Source organism: Streptomyces viridochromogenes DSM 40736, from assembly GCF_000158955.1.
Lineage (GTDB): Bacteria > Actinomycetota > Actinomycetes > Streptomycetales > Streptomycetaceae > Streptomyces > Streptomyces venetus.
On record NZ_GG657757.1, the window covers coordinates 4,946,519 to 4,960,726 of the forward strand.

The 14,208-nt window shown below is 73.5% G+C and carries 14 protein-coding genes; 9 read left to right on the forward strand and 5 right to left on the reverse strand.

The features are described 5' to 3' along the window. Positions 1-116 precede the first annotated feature (116 nt). Both SSQG_RS21780 and SSQG_RS21785 read left to right on the forward strand, forming a co-directional pair. Positions 117-1,235 (forward strand): alpha/beta hydrolase, encoded by a 1,119-nt coding sequence (locus tag SSQG_RS21780; RefSeq protein ID WP_039935322.1) that lies wholly within the window; start codon positions 117-119, stop codon positions 1,233-1,235. Between the two features lie 145 nt (positions 1,236-1,380). Then, positions 1,381-2,634: a hypothetical protein gene (locus SSQG_RS21785; protein WP_167545793.1), complete on the forward strand. Its 1,254-nt coding sequence runs from the start codon at positions 1,381-1,383 to the stop codon at positions 2,632-2,634. Between the two features lie 63 nt (positions 2,635-2,697). On the opposite strand, the gene SSQG_RS21790 is transcribed toward SSQG_RS21785, so the two are convergent. Together SSQG_RS21790 and SSQG_RS21795 are read right to left on the reverse strand one after the other, a co-directional pair. Then, positions 2,698-4,323 carry a PH domain-containing protein gene (locus SSQG_RS21790; RefSeq protein ID WP_003992000.1) on the reverse strand — a complete coding sequence of 542 codons (1,626 nt, stop codon included), beginning with the start codon at positions 4,321-4,323 and terminating at the stop codon, positions 2,698-2,700. Between the two features lie 161 nt (positions 4,324-4,484). Next, on the reverse strand, positions 4,485-5,021 hold the full coding sequence (locus tag SSQG_RS21795) for a PH domain-containing protein (RefSeq protein ID WP_039933354.1): 537 nt from the start codon (positions 5,019-5,021) through the stop codon (positions 4,485-4,487). Between the two features lie 31 nt (positions 5,022-5,052). Between SSQG_RS21795 and SSQG_RS21800 the strand changes: the two genes are divergently transcribed. Then, positions 5,053-6,204, forward strand: a complete 1,152-nt coding sequence (locus SSQG_RS21800; RefSeq protein ID WP_003992002.1) for an NADH-quinone oxidoreductase subunit D — start codon at positions 5,053-5,055, stop codon at positions 6,202-6,204. 4 nt (positions 6,205-6,208) lie between these two features. Here the strand turns inward: SSQG_RS21800 and SSQG_RS21805 are convergent, their stop codons facing one another. Further along, positions 6,209-7,219, reverse strand: a complete 1,011-nt coding sequence (locus SSQG_RS21805; RefSeq protein ID WP_003992003.1) for an SAM-dependent methyltransferase — start codon at positions 7,217-7,219, stop codon at positions 6,209-6,211. A 118-nt stretch (positions 7,220-7,337) separates the two neighbouring features. On the opposite strand from SSQG_RS21805, the gene SSQG_RS21810 reads away from it, so the two are divergent. Both SSQG_RS21810 and SSQG_RS21815 read left to right on the forward strand, forming a co-directional pair. Further along, the gene (locus SSQG_RS21810; protein WP_039933358.1) at positions 7,338-8,528 is read left to right on the forward strand and encodes a sensor histidine kinase; all 1,191 of its coding nucleotides are present in this window, start codon (positions 7,338-7,340) and stop codon (positions 8,526-8,528) included. A 53-nt stretch (positions 8,529-8,581) separates the two neighbouring features. Beyond that, positions 8,582-9,253: a response regulator transcription factor gene (locus SSQG_RS21815; RefSeq protein ID WP_003992005.1), complete on the forward strand. Its 672-nt coding sequence runs from the start codon at positions 8,582-8,584 to the stop codon at positions 9,251-9,253. A gap of 18 nt (positions 9,254-9,271) precedes the next feature. Here the strand turns inward: SSQG_RS21815 and SSQG_RS21820 are convergent, their stop codons facing one another. Next, positions 9,272-10,384, reverse strand: coding sequence for a DUF5937 family protein (locus SSQG_RS21820; RefSeq protein WP_003992006.1), 1,113 nt, complete (start codon positions 10,382-10,384; stop codon positions 9,272-9,274). A 159-nt stretch (positions 10,385-10,543) separates the two neighbouring features. Here SSQG_RS21820 and SSQG_RS21825 point away from each other — a divergent pair, with 159 nt between their 5' ends. Continuing rightward, complete coding sequence (locus tag SSQG_RS21825) at positions 10,544-10,765, forward strand: hypothetical protein (protein ID WP_039933360.1); 222 nt, start codon at positions 10,544-10,546, stop codon at positions 10,763-10,765. On the opposite strand, the gene SSQG_RS21830 is transcribed toward SSQG_RS21825, so the two are convergent. Beyond that, entirely contained in the window at positions 10,755-11,939 is a 1,185-nt protein-coding gene (locus SSQG_RS21830; protein ID WP_039933363.1) for a threonine aldolase family protein, read from the reverse strand. The two genes, SSQG_RS21825 and SSQG_RS21830, sit on opposite strands and share 11 nt — an antisense overlap. A gap of 239 nt (positions 11,940-12,178) precedes the next feature. Between SSQG_RS21830 and SSQG_RS21835 the strand changes: the two genes are divergently transcribed. From SSQG_RS21835 to SSQG_RS44055, 3 genes are all read left to right on the forward strand, one after another. Then, positions 12,179-13,108, forward strand: coding sequence for a Rossmann-like and DUF2520 domain-containing protein (locus SSQG_RS21835; protein ID WP_039933365.1), 930 nt, complete (start codon positions 12,179-12,181; stop codon positions 13,106-13,108). Continuing rightward, positions 13,105-14,097, forward strand: a complete 993-nt coding sequence (gene panC / locus SSQG_RS21840; protein WP_003992009.1) for a pantoate--beta-alanine ligase — start codon at positions 13,105-13,107, stop codon at positions 14,095-14,097. The genes SSQG_RS21835 and panC overlap by 4 nt, the downstream gene beginning before the upstream one ends. After that, on the forward strand, positions 14,094-14,208 hold a 115-nt coding region (locus SSQG_RS44055), incomplete at its 3' end, for an FAD-binding protein (protein WP_158681083.1). The genes panC and SSQG_RS44055, both read left to right, overlap by 4 nt.

The following is a 14,208-nucleotide window of genomic DNA, read 5'->3' on the forward strand; positions in this document are numbered from 1 at the left end:
CTCCCCACATCAAAGGTGTTTCAAAGGCCAAGGAAAGTCCGGGACAAGCCCTTGCGAAGGTGTGAGCGTGGCGAGGGCCCTGGGCGGAAAGCGCGTGCAGGTATTCATCCATGGGTCTGGGTCTCACGAGCAACATGGTGCTGACGCTCGCGGTGCTGTCCGCGGTGCTGCTGTTCGCCGGCACGGTCTGGCTGTGGCCGCGGCTGGCCCGGCGCGGTTGGCGGTCCGTGGGCGGACGCGTCGGTCTGCTGCTCGCCACGCAGGTGACGTTGTTCGCGGCGGTGGGCCTCGCCGCCAACCAGGCCTTCGGTTTCTACGCGAGCTGGGCGGACCTGTTCGGGCAGGAGAAGGACCAGGGCGTCGTCGTCGACCACACGCCGGGCGGCGGGCCGCTGGAGGTGGTCGGCACCGGGCGGGTGCCGGGGGCGGGTGGGGTACGGCCCCGGTCCGGCGGCCGGGTCCAGCAGGTCGGCATCGTGGGCCGGACGACGCGGATCGCCACGCCCGCGTACGTGTACCTGCCGCCGGAGTACTTCCAGCCCCGGTACCGCACCCGTACCTTCCCCGCGGCCGTCGTCCTGACCGGTTACCCGGGTACGGCCTCGGCGCTGGTGGAGAAGCTCCACTATCCGCGCACCGCACTGGAGCTGGCCCGGGCGGGCCGGGCGCGGCCGATGATCCTGGTGATGCTGCGGCCGACGGTGGCGCCGCCCCGGGACACGGAGTGCGTGGACATCCCGGGCGGTCCGCAGACCGAGTCGTTCTTCGCGAGGGATCTGCCCGAGGCCTTGCGCGCGCACTACAGGGTGACGGAAAAGCGGGGCGGCCTGGGCATCATCGGCAACTCGACGGGCGGCTACTGCGCCTTGAAGATCGCCATGCACCATCCCGATGTGTACGCCGCAGGGGCGGGCTTGTCCGCGTACTACAAGGCGCCGATCGACGCCACCACGGGTGATCTCTTCCAGGGTGACAAAGAACTGCGCAATCGCGCCGACCTGTGGTGGTGTCTCAGGCACGAGCCCGCACCCGACACCTCACTGCTCGTCACCAGCAGCAGGTCCGGCGAGTCCAACCACAAGGACACGCTGCGGTTCATCGAGCGGGTGAAGGCCACCGGGCGGACGCGGATCTCGTCGATCATCCTGGAAAGCGGCGGCCACAACTTCAACACGTGGCGGCGCGAGATTCCGGCGACGCTGGAGTGGATCGGCGAGCGGCTGAACGGCCGTTGAAAATGATCTTGGGAATTGAGTGAGGGGCGGATTCCGCTTCTTACCGGGTCTTCCCGAGTTCTGATGCGGTGTGAACGCATCGGTGTGGCTTTGTTTTTGCGGGGTGGCTCACCATGATTCGCCTACGCGCGGTAAGTTTCTGGCCATGCCACGTGGACGTCATCGCCATTCCCCGCCCCTGCACAGGCTGCTGCCCCCGTCGGCGATCGCAGGCGTCTCCCTCGTCTGCGCCCTGGGGCCCTGGGTGTTCACGGAGCCGACGGTGCTCCGCGCTCTGGCCGCTGCCGCCGCGGCGACGGCGGTCGTCGGCGCCGTCGTGCTGCGCCACTGGGACATCCAGGCGGGCAAGCGCGTCGCCGACCTCACGCGCGGGCGGGCGAGCGACGAGTGGCGCTTCGAGGAGCGCGTCGCCGAACTGGAGACCGACCTCGAGGAGTCCCGCGAGCTGCGCGGGAAGCTGGAGCAGCGACTGCGCGCCAAGCGCACGGAACTGGCCAAGCTGCGCAACGAGCACGCCGCGCTGCTGCGCCGGTACGCCACGGCGGAGGCGGATCGCGCGAGCGTCCTGGAGGAACGCCGGGTCCTCGAGATAGAGGCGACGGCGCCGGTCCGGGCCGCGCTGCCGTCGGGCACGCCGAAGACCGAAGAGACCCCCGCAGTCGAGGCCGAGACGCTCGGCGCCGAGGAGCAGCCGGGGATCCCGGCGGTGTTCTCGCCGGAGGGCACCCGGCTGTTCCTGCGGGCCAAGGTGGCGCTCGCCCGGTTCGACGCCGACGCGGTCCCGGACCCGGACGGCGGCGGCGACGGCGACGGTGACGGCGTACCGAAGGGTGAGGAGGCGGAGCCCGCGCGGGGCGAGGGGACGGACGAACAGCGGGAGCAGACACCGGAGGACGAGCCGCAGGGGCAGCCCGAGGCAGCCGCCGGAAGCGAGCGCGCGAGCGCCGGAACGCCGGGTACGACCGCCGGTGCGTCCGGTGCGTCCGGTGCGTCCGGTGCGTCCGGTACGACCGCCGGTGCGTCCGGTACGGCCGCCGGTACGCCGGGTACGACCGCCGACGAGCCGCTCCCGCAGCCTTCCCCGCCGGGGCACTACACCGTTCCGACCGCCGTGGCCGTCGCGCCGCAGACCTCCGTGCGGCGCCCGCTGACCGAGGGTGGGTTCGACTTCTTCGGCACGAAGCAGGGGACGTCGCGGGCCGCCCTGGAGGCGGTGCAGAACGAGGACCTGGCCGACGTCGTCGGGCAGGAGGCCCTCGCCCTGCACAAGGCCGAGGCCGAGGCCCGGTACAAGCCGGCGGACGAGGAGTCACGGGCGGTCGGCCAGGTCATCGACCTGACGGCGCACGACGAGACGGAACAGATCGACGTACAGGGGCTGCGCAGCGCGGTCTCCTGAGACCGGCTTCAGCGAGAAGGCCCCCCGGCTCCGGCCGGGGGGCCTTCTCACTGCCGCTGCGGGTCACGCCATCCAGCGGTCCGGCCGCGCGTCCCGGCGCCCGGTCCGCGACCGCTCCGCCTGAGCCGCCAGCAGGTCGCGCGCCTCGGCCGCGTCCCGCAGCCGTGCCCGCACCGTCTGGTCCGCGCCCGTGTCCACAGACACGTCGGCCACGCCCCGGGCCCGCTCCCAGGGCCCCTGCGTCATCCGTACGCTCTGCACCTTGGCGTGCGGTACCAGCGACAGAGTCCGGCACAGCAGCCCGGACCGGGCCACGAACACCGTGTCGGTGACGGCGAGTCCGTACCCGCGCCACCACAGCGGCACGCACCACCGGGCGCGGCGCGGCGACGGCGACAGGGCCGCGTGCTGCGGCACGGTCACCCCGGGCAGCACACGCGCGACGACGGCCTCGGCGAGCTCGCGCGGAGCGACGGGTATCAGCAAGGAGTTGGCGGAGCCCGACACGTCCAGTTCCACCCGCACCCAGCCCCGCCGCCGCCACAACAGCGGCTCCACGATCCGCACGCTCTGCACCCGTCCCGGAGGCACCGTCTCGTGGGCCCGGTCCAGCAGGCCATGGTCGATGCGCAGCCCGTCGGGCGACTCGGCCACCGTCCAGTCGTACTCGGCGACGAAGCGCCCCACACTGCTCGCGCCGGCCGCGCCCAGCAGTGGCAGGGCGACGGCCAGGAGCGTCCACACGCTCTGAGTGGCCAGCCACAGCAGCGGCGGGACGACGAGCGCCGCGGCCAGCGAGCCCCAGGTCGCCCCGCTCAGCACCAGCGACACGGCGAGCACGCCGGGCGGCACCCGCAGCAGCTGCCGGGACGGTGCCTCGCCGACCTCGTGCGCGGTCCCGGGTGCGAAACCGGCCGCCCGCGCGAGCAGTTCGGCCCGCAGCGCCCGGGCCTCGTCCGCGCCGAGGAAGGCCAGCTCGTCTTTCTTGTCGGTGCCTATGACGTCGAGTTTCAGCTTGGCGACCCCCGCGACCCGGGCGAGCAGGGGCTGGGTGACGTCGATCGCCTGGATCCGCTCCAGCCGGATGTGCGCGGTGCGCCGGAACACCAGCCCGGTACGGATGCGCAGTTCGGACTCGGTCACCGCGAAGTGCGTGAACCACCAGGAGCAGAAGCCGTACAGGGCGGCGGCCGGGACGATCACGGCGAGGCCGATCAGCAGCGTGGTCGTCGTCAGCCGGGACAGATGGCGCTGCGCTCCGTCGGGGTCGTGCACGGCCCAGCCGAACAGCACGGCGACCGGAGCCCAGGCCCGCCTGAGCGGCGTGACGGGATGCAGCCGCCGCTCGACGACTTCGACAACGGCCTCCGAGCCCTCGCCGGCTCGGGCGGCAGTTCCGGCGGGTTCGGTGGACCTGGTCTCGACGGCGGTGGTCCCGGTCTCGGCGGCGGTGGTCCCGGTCTCGACGGTGGTGGTCCCGGTCTCGACGGTGGTGGTCCCGGTCTCGACGGTGGTGGTCCCGGTCTCGGCGGCGGTTCCTGCGGGCCCTGCGGTTCCTGCGGGCTCGGCGGGGGTTCCTGCGTGCTCGGCTGTCCCCGCGGGCTCGGTGGTGGGTCCTGTGGTCTCGGTGGTCCTGGTGTCGGTGGTTCCCGTGGTCTTGGTGACGCCGGCCGCGGCGGCGGTGGTCATGGGCTCTGCGGTGGTTCCCGCGGGCTCGGTGGTCTCGGCCTCTGCGGCGGCCCCTGCCGGCTCGGTGGTCTCGGTCTCCGCGGCGGCCCCTGCCGGCTCGGTGGTCCCGGTCTCGGCGGAGGTCCCCGTGGCCTCGGTCGCGTCGGCGGGCTCGGGCGTGGTCACAGGCCCGCCGATCGGGCCTCGCCCAGCTCGGTGAGGCGGTCGCGCAGGCGTTCCGCCTCGGCCGGGTCCAGGCCCGGGATCGTCGCGTCGGTCGCCGCGGCGGCCGTGTGCAGCTGCACGCTGGCCAGCCCGAAGTGCCGCTCCACGGGCCCGGACGTGACCTCGACCAGCTGCATCCGCCCGTACGGCACCACCGTCTCCTCGCGCCACAGCACGCCCCGGCTGATCAGCAGGTCGTCGGCGCGTTCGGCGTACCGCCAGGAGCGCCAGTTGCGGTCGACCATCACCCAGCCCCAGGCCATCAACGCCAGCGGCGGCAGCGCGAACGCGGCCCAGGCGGGCCCGGCCAGCAGCCCCGGCACCAGCCCGGCGGCCAGGGCGATCAGCCCCAGCCACACCACCAGCAGCAACCGCCGCATCTTCAGCAGCCCGGGCGGCAGCGCGATCCACACCGGCTCGCCCTCGACCGCCGCCGCCGTGCCCTGTGTCCCCGCCTGCCCCGGCCCCGCGTCCCGCGGGCTCCCCGTCTCCATGAGGCCAGCGTACGTAGGAGAGACTGTGTCCATGACTCCTACGACGGAGACCATGGTCGGAATCGGCGGCGCCGCGGAGAGCACCGACATGGTGCTCAACATCGGGCCCCAGCACCCGTCCACGCACGGTGTGCTGCGGCTGAAGCTCGTCCTGGACGGCGAGCGCATCACGCACGCGGAGCCGGTGATCGGCTACATGCACCGGGGCGCGGAGAAGCTGTTCGAGGCGCGCGACTACCGCCAGATCATCATGCTGGCCAACCGCCACGACTGGCTGTCGGCGTTCTCCAACGAGCTGGGCGTCGTCCTCGCCGTGGAGCGGATGCTCGGCATGGAGGTCCCCGAGCGCGCGGTGTGGCTGCGCACCCTGCTCGCCGAGCTGAACCGGGTGCTGAACCACCTGATGTTCCTCGGCTCGTACCCGCTGGAGCTCGGCGGGATCACCCCGATCTTCTACGCCTTCCGGGAGCGCGAGGAGCTCCAGCACGTCATGGAGGAGATCTCCGGCGGGCGCATGCACTACATGTTCAACCGCGTCGGCGGCCTCAAGGAGGACCTGCCGGCCGGCTGGACCACACGCGCGCGTACCGCCGTCGCCGATGTGCGCTCCCGCATGGACCGGTTCGACGACCTGGTGCTCGGCAACGAGATCTTCCGGGGGCGCACCCGCGGCGTGGGCACGCTCGCGCCGGAGGCCGTGCACGCCTACGGGGTCAGCGGGCCGATCGGGCGGGCCTCGGGCGTCGACTTCGACCTGCGCCGCGACGAGCCCTACCTCGCGTACGGCGAGCTGGGCGACGTCCTGAAGGTGGTCACCCGGCAGGAGGGCGACTGCCTCGCCCGCTTCGAGTGCCTCCTGGAGCAGACCCACAACGCGCTGGACCTCGCCGACGCCTGCCTCGACCGCCTCGCCGAGCTGCCGCCCGGGCCGGTCAACCAGCGGCTCCCCAAGGTGCTGAAGGCGCCCGAGGGCCACACCTACGCCTGGACCGAGAACCCGCTCGGCATCAACGGCTACTACCTGGTCAGCAAGGGGGAGAAGACCCCGTACCGGCTGAAGCTGCGCTCTGCCTCGTACAACAACATCCAGGTGCTGACGGAGCTGCTGCCGGGGACGCTGGTCGCGGACATGGTGGCGATCCTGGGGTCGATGTTCTTCGTGGTGGGGGACATCGACAAGTAGGGGCTCACTCCTGGAGCGGGTTCGGGACGCCGATCGGCTGCACCAGCCACCCGAAGTCCCCCAGCCCGCCCGGCGCCGTGAGCTCGGCGGCCTCTCCGGCGCTCGCGAGGGCGCGTACGTAGGCGGCGGGGTCGGTGGACGCCAGCGTGAGCGGGGGGCGCGCGCCGGTCACGCCCAGCGCGCGCAGCGCCTCGCGTTGGGGGAGGAGCAGCCCACCGGGCAGCGCGCACGCGTCGAGCGCCACATGGGCCGTGATGTCGCACGAGCCGTCCGGTACGGCTGTGGTCTCGCGGCCGTCCCGGAAACCGGTGAGGGTTCCGAACGGCGGTCGCGCATCAGCCGTGTGCGCGTAGTCGACGGCGACGGCGAGCCCCCGCTCCAGCGTGCCGGCCGCCGAGGCCCAGGCCTCGTCCCGGGGCAGGCCGATCTCGGCCCGCAGCCCCGCCTCGCCGGGCAGCGGCCACCACCGCTCCAGCCACCGGGCGTCCGCCGCGCCGACCGGCTCCCCGAGCCGCTCGGTCCCGTCCTCCCGCACCAGCACCAGCCGCGCCACGCCCGCGGCGTCCACCTCCACGACGTCCACCGGTACGTTGTCCAGCCACTCGTTGGCGAACAGCAGCCCGTTCGACCCCTTGGGAGGCGTGTCCCGCCACTCGATCCGGTGATCGAGCCCCTCGGGTCGTGCGGCGACCTCGACGGCGTACGCGCGCGTGCGGGCCGCCACGTCGGCCGGAAGCGCGTCGAGCACCCCGGCGGCCAGCTCGCCCCGCCCGGCCGCCATGTCGACGAAGTCCAGCGCACCGGGACGGCCCAGCGCCTCGTCGACCCGGCACAGCAGCCGCGCCACGGCCCCGGCGAACAGCGACGAAGCGTGCACGGACGTGCGGAAATGCCCGGCCGGCCCCTCGGCCCGGCGGTAGAAGCCGCCCGGTCCGTACAGGGCCTCCCGCGTCGCCGCACGCCACCCGCGCCACTCCGGCCACACGGGCCCCTGGCCTCTCGTCCCTGCTGTCACCGGGCCAGGCTATGCGCACACAACGTACGCAACTCCACCTTGCGGAGTACGTGCGCCCGGTTCGGATCGGCCCTCCGGTTGACCCCTGCACCTATCACGCTTCCCTACGCTGGGTTACGTGCAGCGCCTCTATGACTTCCTCCGCAGGCACCCGATGTGGGTCGACGGCTCCTGGGCCGTGGTCCTCCTCGGGATTTCCGTGGTCGGCGGAGTGGCGGGCGGATACGGCTCCCCGGCCGCAGCCGTCCCGCTCACACTGCTGCTGTGCCTGGTGGTCGCGCTGCGCCGCCGGCAGCCGGAGAAGATGCTGCTGCTCGCGACCGCGGTCGGCCTGGCACAGCTGATCACCGATGTCAGGATCGGCCCGGCCGACTTCGCCATGCTGGTGATCGTCTACACGGTCGCGGCGGAGGGCGCCCGCTGGGCCTCCCGCTTCGCCCTCGGCGCCGGCCTGTGCGCGGCCCCCGTGGCCCACCTGCGCTGGCCGAACGACCAGACGAACGTCGCCGGCAACATCGCCCTGACGATCTTCATGACCGTGCCCTTCGCCCTCGCCTGGGTGCTGGGCGACTCCATCCGCACCCGCCGCGCCTACTTCGCGCAGCTGGAGGAGCGGGCCGCCCGGCTGGAGAAGGAGCGCGAGGCACAGTCCAAGGTCGCCGTCGCCGCCGAACGCGCCCGCATCGCCCGCGAGTTGCACGACGTCGTCGCGCACAACGTCTCGGTGATGGTGGTCCAGGCCGACGGTGCCGCCTACGTCCTCGACGCCGCGCCCGACCAGGCCAAGAAGGCCCTGGAGACCATCTCCTCCACCGGCCGCCAGGCCCTCGCCGAGATGCGCCGCCTGCTCGGCGTGCTGCGCACCGGGGAGCACCAGGAGGCCGGCGAGTACGTGCCGCAGCCCGACGTCCAGCAGATCGAGGACCTCGTCGAGCAGTGCCGCGGACACGGGCTGCCCGTCGATTTCAAGGTCGAGGGCACGCCCCGCCCGCTGCCCAGCGGCGTCGAGCTCACCGCGTACCGCATCGTGCAGGAGGCGCTCACCAACACCCGCAAGCACGGCGGGCCGGGCGCGGGCGCGAGCGTGCGCCTGGTGTACTTCGACGACGGTCTCGGACTGCTCGTCGAGGACGACGGCAAGGGCGCCCCGCACGAGCTGTACGAGGAGGGCGGGTTCGACGGCCAGGGCCACGGCCTGATCGGCATGCGCGAACGGGTCGGCATGGTCGGCGGCACCCTGGACGCCGGCCCGCGCCCCGGCGGAGGATTCCGCATCAGCGCCCTGCTGCCCCTCAAGACCGCCGGCTGATGCCCGCGCACGCCCTTCGCCCGCACCTGTAACCGAGAGATGGAAGAGGCCCCATGACGATCCGCGTGATGCTCGTCGACGACCAGGTGCTGCTGCGCACCGGGTTCCGGATGGTGCTCGCCGCCCAGCCGGACATGGAGGTCGTGGCGGAGGCGGGCGACGGCGTGGAGGCCCTCCAGGCGCTCCGCTCGACCGAGGTCGACGTGGTGCTGATGGACGTCCGTATGCCGAAGCTCGACGGCGTGGAGACGACCCGCCGCATCTGCGCGGACACCGACCCGCCGAAGGTGCTCATCCTGACCACCTTCGACCTCGACGAGTACGCCTTCTCCGGGCTGAAGGCGGGCGCCTCCGGTTTCATGCTCAAGGACGTGCCGCCCGGTGAGCTCCTCACCGCGATCCGCTCGGTGCACAGCGGAGACGCGGTCGTCGCGCCCTCCACCACCCGACGGCTCCTGGACCGCTTCGCGCCGATGCTGCCGGGCACCGCGACGCAGCCCCAGCACCAGGAACTGGAGCGGCTCACCGACCGCGAGCGCGAGGTCATGGTGCTGGTCGCGCAGGGCCTGTCCAACGGTGAGATCGCGGCCCGGCTCGTGCTGTCCGAGGCGACCGTGAAGACGCACGTGGGCCGGATCCTGACCAAGCTGGGGCTCAGGGACCGGGTGCAGGTCGTGGTGCTGGCCTACGAGACGGGGCTGGTGCGGGCCGGCAGGCACGGCTGACCCGTACGCCCGGGCCGGCTATCGGAGGATCCCCTCCAGGAACTCGCTGCCCAGCCGCGCCACCACCGCCACATCCAGCTGGTGCAGCACGTAGCGCCCGCGGCGGCGGGTGGTGACCAGACCCGCCTTCTTCAGCACGGCCAGGTGCCGGGATATCTCCGGGGCCGTCATGCCGTGCGTCTGCGCCAGCTCGCTGGTGGTGTAGGCGCTGCGGGCCAGATAGCGGCACATGCGCATCCGCACGGGGTGCGACAGTGCCGTCATGCGCAGGGCCAGCCGCTCCAGGTTGGGCGGGGCGGCGAGCTCGGGGGAGCCGACCGGGTAGTGCAGCACCGGCTGCCAGCCGTGGCGGTACAGGACCATCAGATGCGGCCAGCCGAGGCTCGTCGGGACGAGCAGCAGGCCGCCGCTCTCGCCGGTGGCCGTGCCGTCGTCGCGGCCCAGTTTGTCGACCGTGATCCGGGCGGCCTCCTCGTCGAGCGTGATCGCCGAGGACACCGCGGCCAGCGCCTCGGCCATGCCCTTGTGCCGCAGGAGGTCCGTCTTGTGCCGGGCGTCCGCCGCGAGCTGGTGGCGCAGCCGGGACCAGGCCTCGGCGAGGAACGCCTCGTCGCAGTCCCGGAGGAACTGCCGCAGCCAGGCCCGGATCGCCGGCGGGTCGGCCAGCAGCCGCTCGCTGAACCGCAACTGCTGCGGCCCGCGCGCGGCCGCCAGGTCCAGGGTGCGGCGACGCACCTCGGGGTCGGACAGGGCGGTGGGCCCGCCCGAGCCGTATCCGGGCGTACAGGTGAACTCCAGTGCCGCGTCCACGAACTGTTCGTCCGACAGCTTGTCCAGCAGGTCCAGCTCCTCGGCGAGCGTGCCGCCCGGGAGGGTGCCGCGGTCCGGCAGACCCGCGCAGGGCAGGAACAGGTCCGAGAACGTCGTCCGCCACAGGAAGTCGGCCTCGCACATGCGGTCGGCCAGATGCGGGTCGAGCCGTGCGGTCACGCCCGTCACCCAGCCCTGGAGGCCCGGGTGGTGGGCCGGTTCGGACAGCGCGTGCAACGCCATGCCCAGCTCGGCCAGGGGCGACGGCACCACGGCGACCCTCTCCGGCCGCAGCCCCGTGATGTCGATGTGCACGCTCATGCCCTCATGGTGCACCCGGCCACTGACAACGCCCCCGTCGATTGACGGGCGTCGTCAATCGACGCGACGCCGTCGCCGGCACCGGCGCACTGTGGGAGCACCGGGGCAGCCGCGGAGCCTTCGGACCTCCATCACCCCGTCCCAGCAAGGCGATTCATCATGAGCATCACGCAGCAGCACCTCCTCGACGCCTACCGTGCCCAGCGGCTCGGCGAGCCCGCCCCGCCCGCGCCCGGCACCAACGACTGGCAGGCCGTGCGCGAGTGGCGCGCCGAACGGCGGTTCCGGGCCGTCGTCGCCGGGCGCCCGGCCCGGCTGCGGACCCGGATACGGCACACCCTGGCCCGATGGCTGCCCCCACGGCGCCGCCCTAGCCACTGACCTCCCCGGGCAGCCGGGCGACGAAGTCGGCCACCGCCGTCCTCACGTCCTCGGCGGTCCACTCCAGGCCGGCGGACCGCACATGGACGTCGGTGCAGGCCAGGCCCGGCCCGCTCGACTCCCAGGCGTAGCCGAACAGGACGTCGCCCGTCTCCTCGGCCGCCCGCACCGCCGCCTCCGCGAGGACGTCCGCCTCGTACGGCAGCCACACCTGGAAGTCGTGGGTGTGCGGCACCTCCGGGTGCACGCGCGCCCACGGCACCCCGGCCGCCGCGAACCCCTCACGCAGAGCGGCGGCCACCACGCGCGCGTGGGCGACGTACTCCGGCAGCCGCGGCAGTTCCCGCTCCAGCCCGACCAGCGCCGACAGGGCCGTGGGGAACTGCTGGAAGACCTGCCCGCCGTACCGGTGCCGCCAGGCCTTCGCCTCCTCCACCAGCTCGGCCGGGCCCGCCACCGCCGCGCCGCCGAACGCCTCCAGGGACTTGTAGAACGACACGTAGACGCTGTCGGCCAGGCCCGCGATCTCGTCCAGGGAGTGGCCGAGAGCAGTCGTGGACTCCCACAGCCGGGCCCCGTCGAAGTGCACCACCGCGTCCCGCTCCCGCGCGGCCTCGACCACCTCGGTCAGCTCCTCCCAGGAGGGCAGCACGTAACCGGCGTCCCTCAGCGGCAGTTCCAGCATCAGCGCCCCGAAGGGCTCCTCGAAGTCGCGCACCTCGGCGGCGGTCGGCAGCCGGGGCTCGCTCGTCACCCGCACCGTGCGCAGCCCGCCGACCTCGCTCAACGCGTTCCGCTCGTGCACCTCGGGATGGCTGAGCGCGTGCAGCGCGACCGTCCGGTCACCGGTCCGGCCCGCCCAGCAGCGCAGGGCCACCTGCTGGGCCATCGTGCCCGTCGGGAAGAACGCGGCGGCCTCGGTGCCCAGCAGCCCGGCGACCTTCGTCTCCAGCGCCTCGACGACGCCGTCGCCGTACACGTCGGACAGCTCGTCCAGGTCGTACACGTCCGCCGCCCCGTCCAGCAGCGCGAGCCGCTCCCGGAGCGTCCGGTGGAAGCCGAAGCGCGCGAACACCCGTCGCGCGCCGCGGTGGGCGGCCAGCCGCCGCGCACGTATCCCGCCTCTCCGATCGTCGCCCGCCATCCGCTCGTCGTGTGCCGCCGTGTCAGTCATGCCCGGATCCTCCCTCGCGCGCCCGCGGCCGGGCACCCGCATTTCGGTACGCCGTCTTTCGCCACGGCGTCTTTGGCCACGGCGTCTTTCGGTACGGCGTCTTTCGGTACGCCGTCCAGGAACACCGCGCGGGAATGCACAGCCTGTGGACAACCGAACACCCCTGGAACCGATCGCGTTAACATGACGAGAAATCGTCCGGTACCCGGAGCGGACTGGAACGGGAAGGCCGTCGTCGAGTGAACACAACCCCACAGCCAGACCCCAGGGACCGCCCCGCGCGGCTCACCGTCGGCGTCGTCGGCGCCGGACGCGTGGGACCGGCACTGGCCGCGTCCCTCCAGCTCGCCGGGCACCGCCCGGTCGCCGTCTCGGCGGTCTCGGACGTCTCCCGGCGCCGCGCCGCGCAGCTGCTGCCCGACGTGCCCGTGATGCCGCCCGCCGAGGTCCTCCAGCGGTCCGACCTGGTCCTGCTCACCGTCCCCGACGACGCCCTGCCCGACCTGGTCGCGGGCCTCGTCGACACCGGGTCCGTACGGCCGGGGCAGCTCCTCGTCCACACCTCCGGGCGGTACGGCGCGCGAGTGCTCGAACCCGCCCTGCGCGCGGGCGCCCTGCCGCTGGCCCTGCACCCCGCGATGACCTTCACGGGCACGCCCGTGGACGTGCAGCGCCTGGCCGGCTGCTCCTTCGGCGTCACCGCGCCCGAGGAGCTGCGGCTGGCCGCCGAGGCCCTCGTCATCGAGATGGGCGGCGAGCCCGAGTGGATCGCCGAGGAGAACCGGCCGCTCTACCACGCGGCGCTCGCGCTCGGCGCCAACCACCTGGTCACCCTGGTCGCCCAGTCCCTGGAGCTGCTGCGCGCGGCCGGAGTCGCCGCCCCGGACCGGATGCTCGGCCCGCTGCTCGGCGCCGCCCTGGACAACGCCCTGCGCTCCGGCGACGCCGCCCTCACCGGCCCCGTCGCGCGCGGTGACGCGGGCACCGTCGCCGCGCACGTCACCGAGCTGCGCCGGCACGCCCCGCAGGCCGTCGACGGCTATCTGGCGATGGCCCGCGCGACCGCCGACCGGGCCCTGGCCCACGGCCTGCTGAAGCCGGAGCTCGCCGAGGACCTCCTCGGGGTACTCGCCCACGGGACCGACGGCACCGAAGGGGATGCCCGATGACCACCGCCCTGCTGCACACCGCCGCCGAACTGCGCGCACGCACGCGTGCGGGCCGCCGCGCCGTGGTGATGACCATGGGCGCCCTCCACGAGGGCCACGCCACGCTGATCCGCACCGCCCGCGCCCTCGCGGGACCCGACGGCGAGGTCGTCGTCACCGTCTTCGTCAACCCGCTCCAGTTCGGCGCGGGCGAGGACCTCGACCGCTACCCGCGCACCCTGGACGCCGACCTCAAGCTCGCCGAGGAGTCCGGCGCGGACGTCGTGTTCGCCCCCGGCGTCGACGAGGTGTACCCCGGCGGCGAGCCCCAGGTCCGCATCACCGCGGGCCCCATGGGCGAGCGCCTGGAGGGCTCCTCTCGCCCCGGCCACTTCGACGGCGTGCTCACGGTCGTCGCCAAGCTGCTGCACCTCACCCGCCCCGACGCCGCCCTGTACGGCCAGAAGGACGCCCAGCAGCTCGCCCTGATCCGCCGCATGGTGCGGGACCTGAACTTCGGCGTGGAGATCGTCGGCGTGCCCACCGTCCGCGAGGAGGACGGCCTGGCCCTGTCCAGCCGCAACCGCTACCTCTCACCCGCCGAGCGGCGCACCGCCCTCGCGCTGTCCGGCGCCCTGTTCGCCGGCCAGGACCGGCACGCCGCGCAGGAGGCGCTGCGCGCCCGGGCCCGCGAAGTGCCCGCCACACGCGCGCGTGCGGAGGCCCTCAGCGCCATAGGTGAGTCCCGCGCCGCAGCGGACGCCCACGCCGTCGCGACGGCCGTCCCCGGCGGCCCGGCCGCCGTCCGCGCGGCCACCCGCCAGGTCCTCGACGAGGCCGCCCGCCTCCAACCGCCGCTCGCCCTGGACTACCTCGCCCTGGTCGACCCGACCGACTTCACCGAGATCCCGGACGACTTCACCGGCGAGGCGGTCCTCGCCGTCGCCGCCCGGGTCGGCACGACCCGGCTGATCGACAACATCCCCCTCACCTTCGGAGCCGCCTCGTGACCAGCACAGGCATACGACTGCACGCGCCCGCCCCCGGGTGGTCCATCGCCGCGGACGTCGTCGTCGTCGGCTCCGGCGTCGCCGGCCTGACCGCCGCCCTGCGCTGCGAGG

What these genes read in the sequence shown, in the direction of transcription:
- SSQG_RS21785 (WP_167545793.1), top strand. Translation starts at nt 1,381, where the DNA reads ATGCCACGTGGACGTCATCGCCATTCCCCGCCCCTGCACAGGCTGCTG.
- SSQG_RS21790 (WP_003992000.1), bottom strand. Translation starts at nt 4,323, where the DNA reads ATGACCACCGCCGCCGCGGCCGGCGTCACCAAGACCACGGGAACCACC.
- SSQG_RS21795 (WP_039933354.1), bottom strand. Translation starts at nt 5,021, where the DNA reads ATGGAGACGGGGAGCCCGCGGGACGCGGGGCCGGGGCAGGCGGGGACA.
- SSQG_RS21800 (WP_003992002.1), top strand. Translation starts at nt 5,053, where the DNA reads ATGACTCCTACGACGGAGACCATGGTCGGAATCGGCGGCGCCGCGGAG.
- SSQG_RS21815 (WP_003992005.1), top strand. Translation starts at nt 8,582, where the DNA reads ATGACGATCCGCGTGATGCTCGTCGACGACCAGGTGCTGCTGCGCACC.
- SSQG_RS21820 (WP_003992006.1), bottom strand. Translation starts at nt 10,384, where the DNA reads ATGAGCGTGCACATCGACATCACGGGGCTGCGGCCGGAGAGGGTCGCC.
- SSQG_RS21825 (WP_039933360.1), top strand. Translation starts at nt 10,544, where the DNA reads ATGAGCATCACGCAGCAGCACCTCCTCGACGCCTACCGTGCCCAGCGG.
- SSQG_RS21830 (WP_039933363.1), bottom strand. Translation starts at nt 11,939, where the DNA reads ATGACTGACACGGCGGCACACGACGAGCGGATGGCGGGCGACGATCGG.
- panC (WP_003992009.1), top strand. Translation starts at nt 13,105, where the DNA reads ATGACCACCGCCCTGCTGCACACCGCCGCCGAACTGCGCGCACGCACG.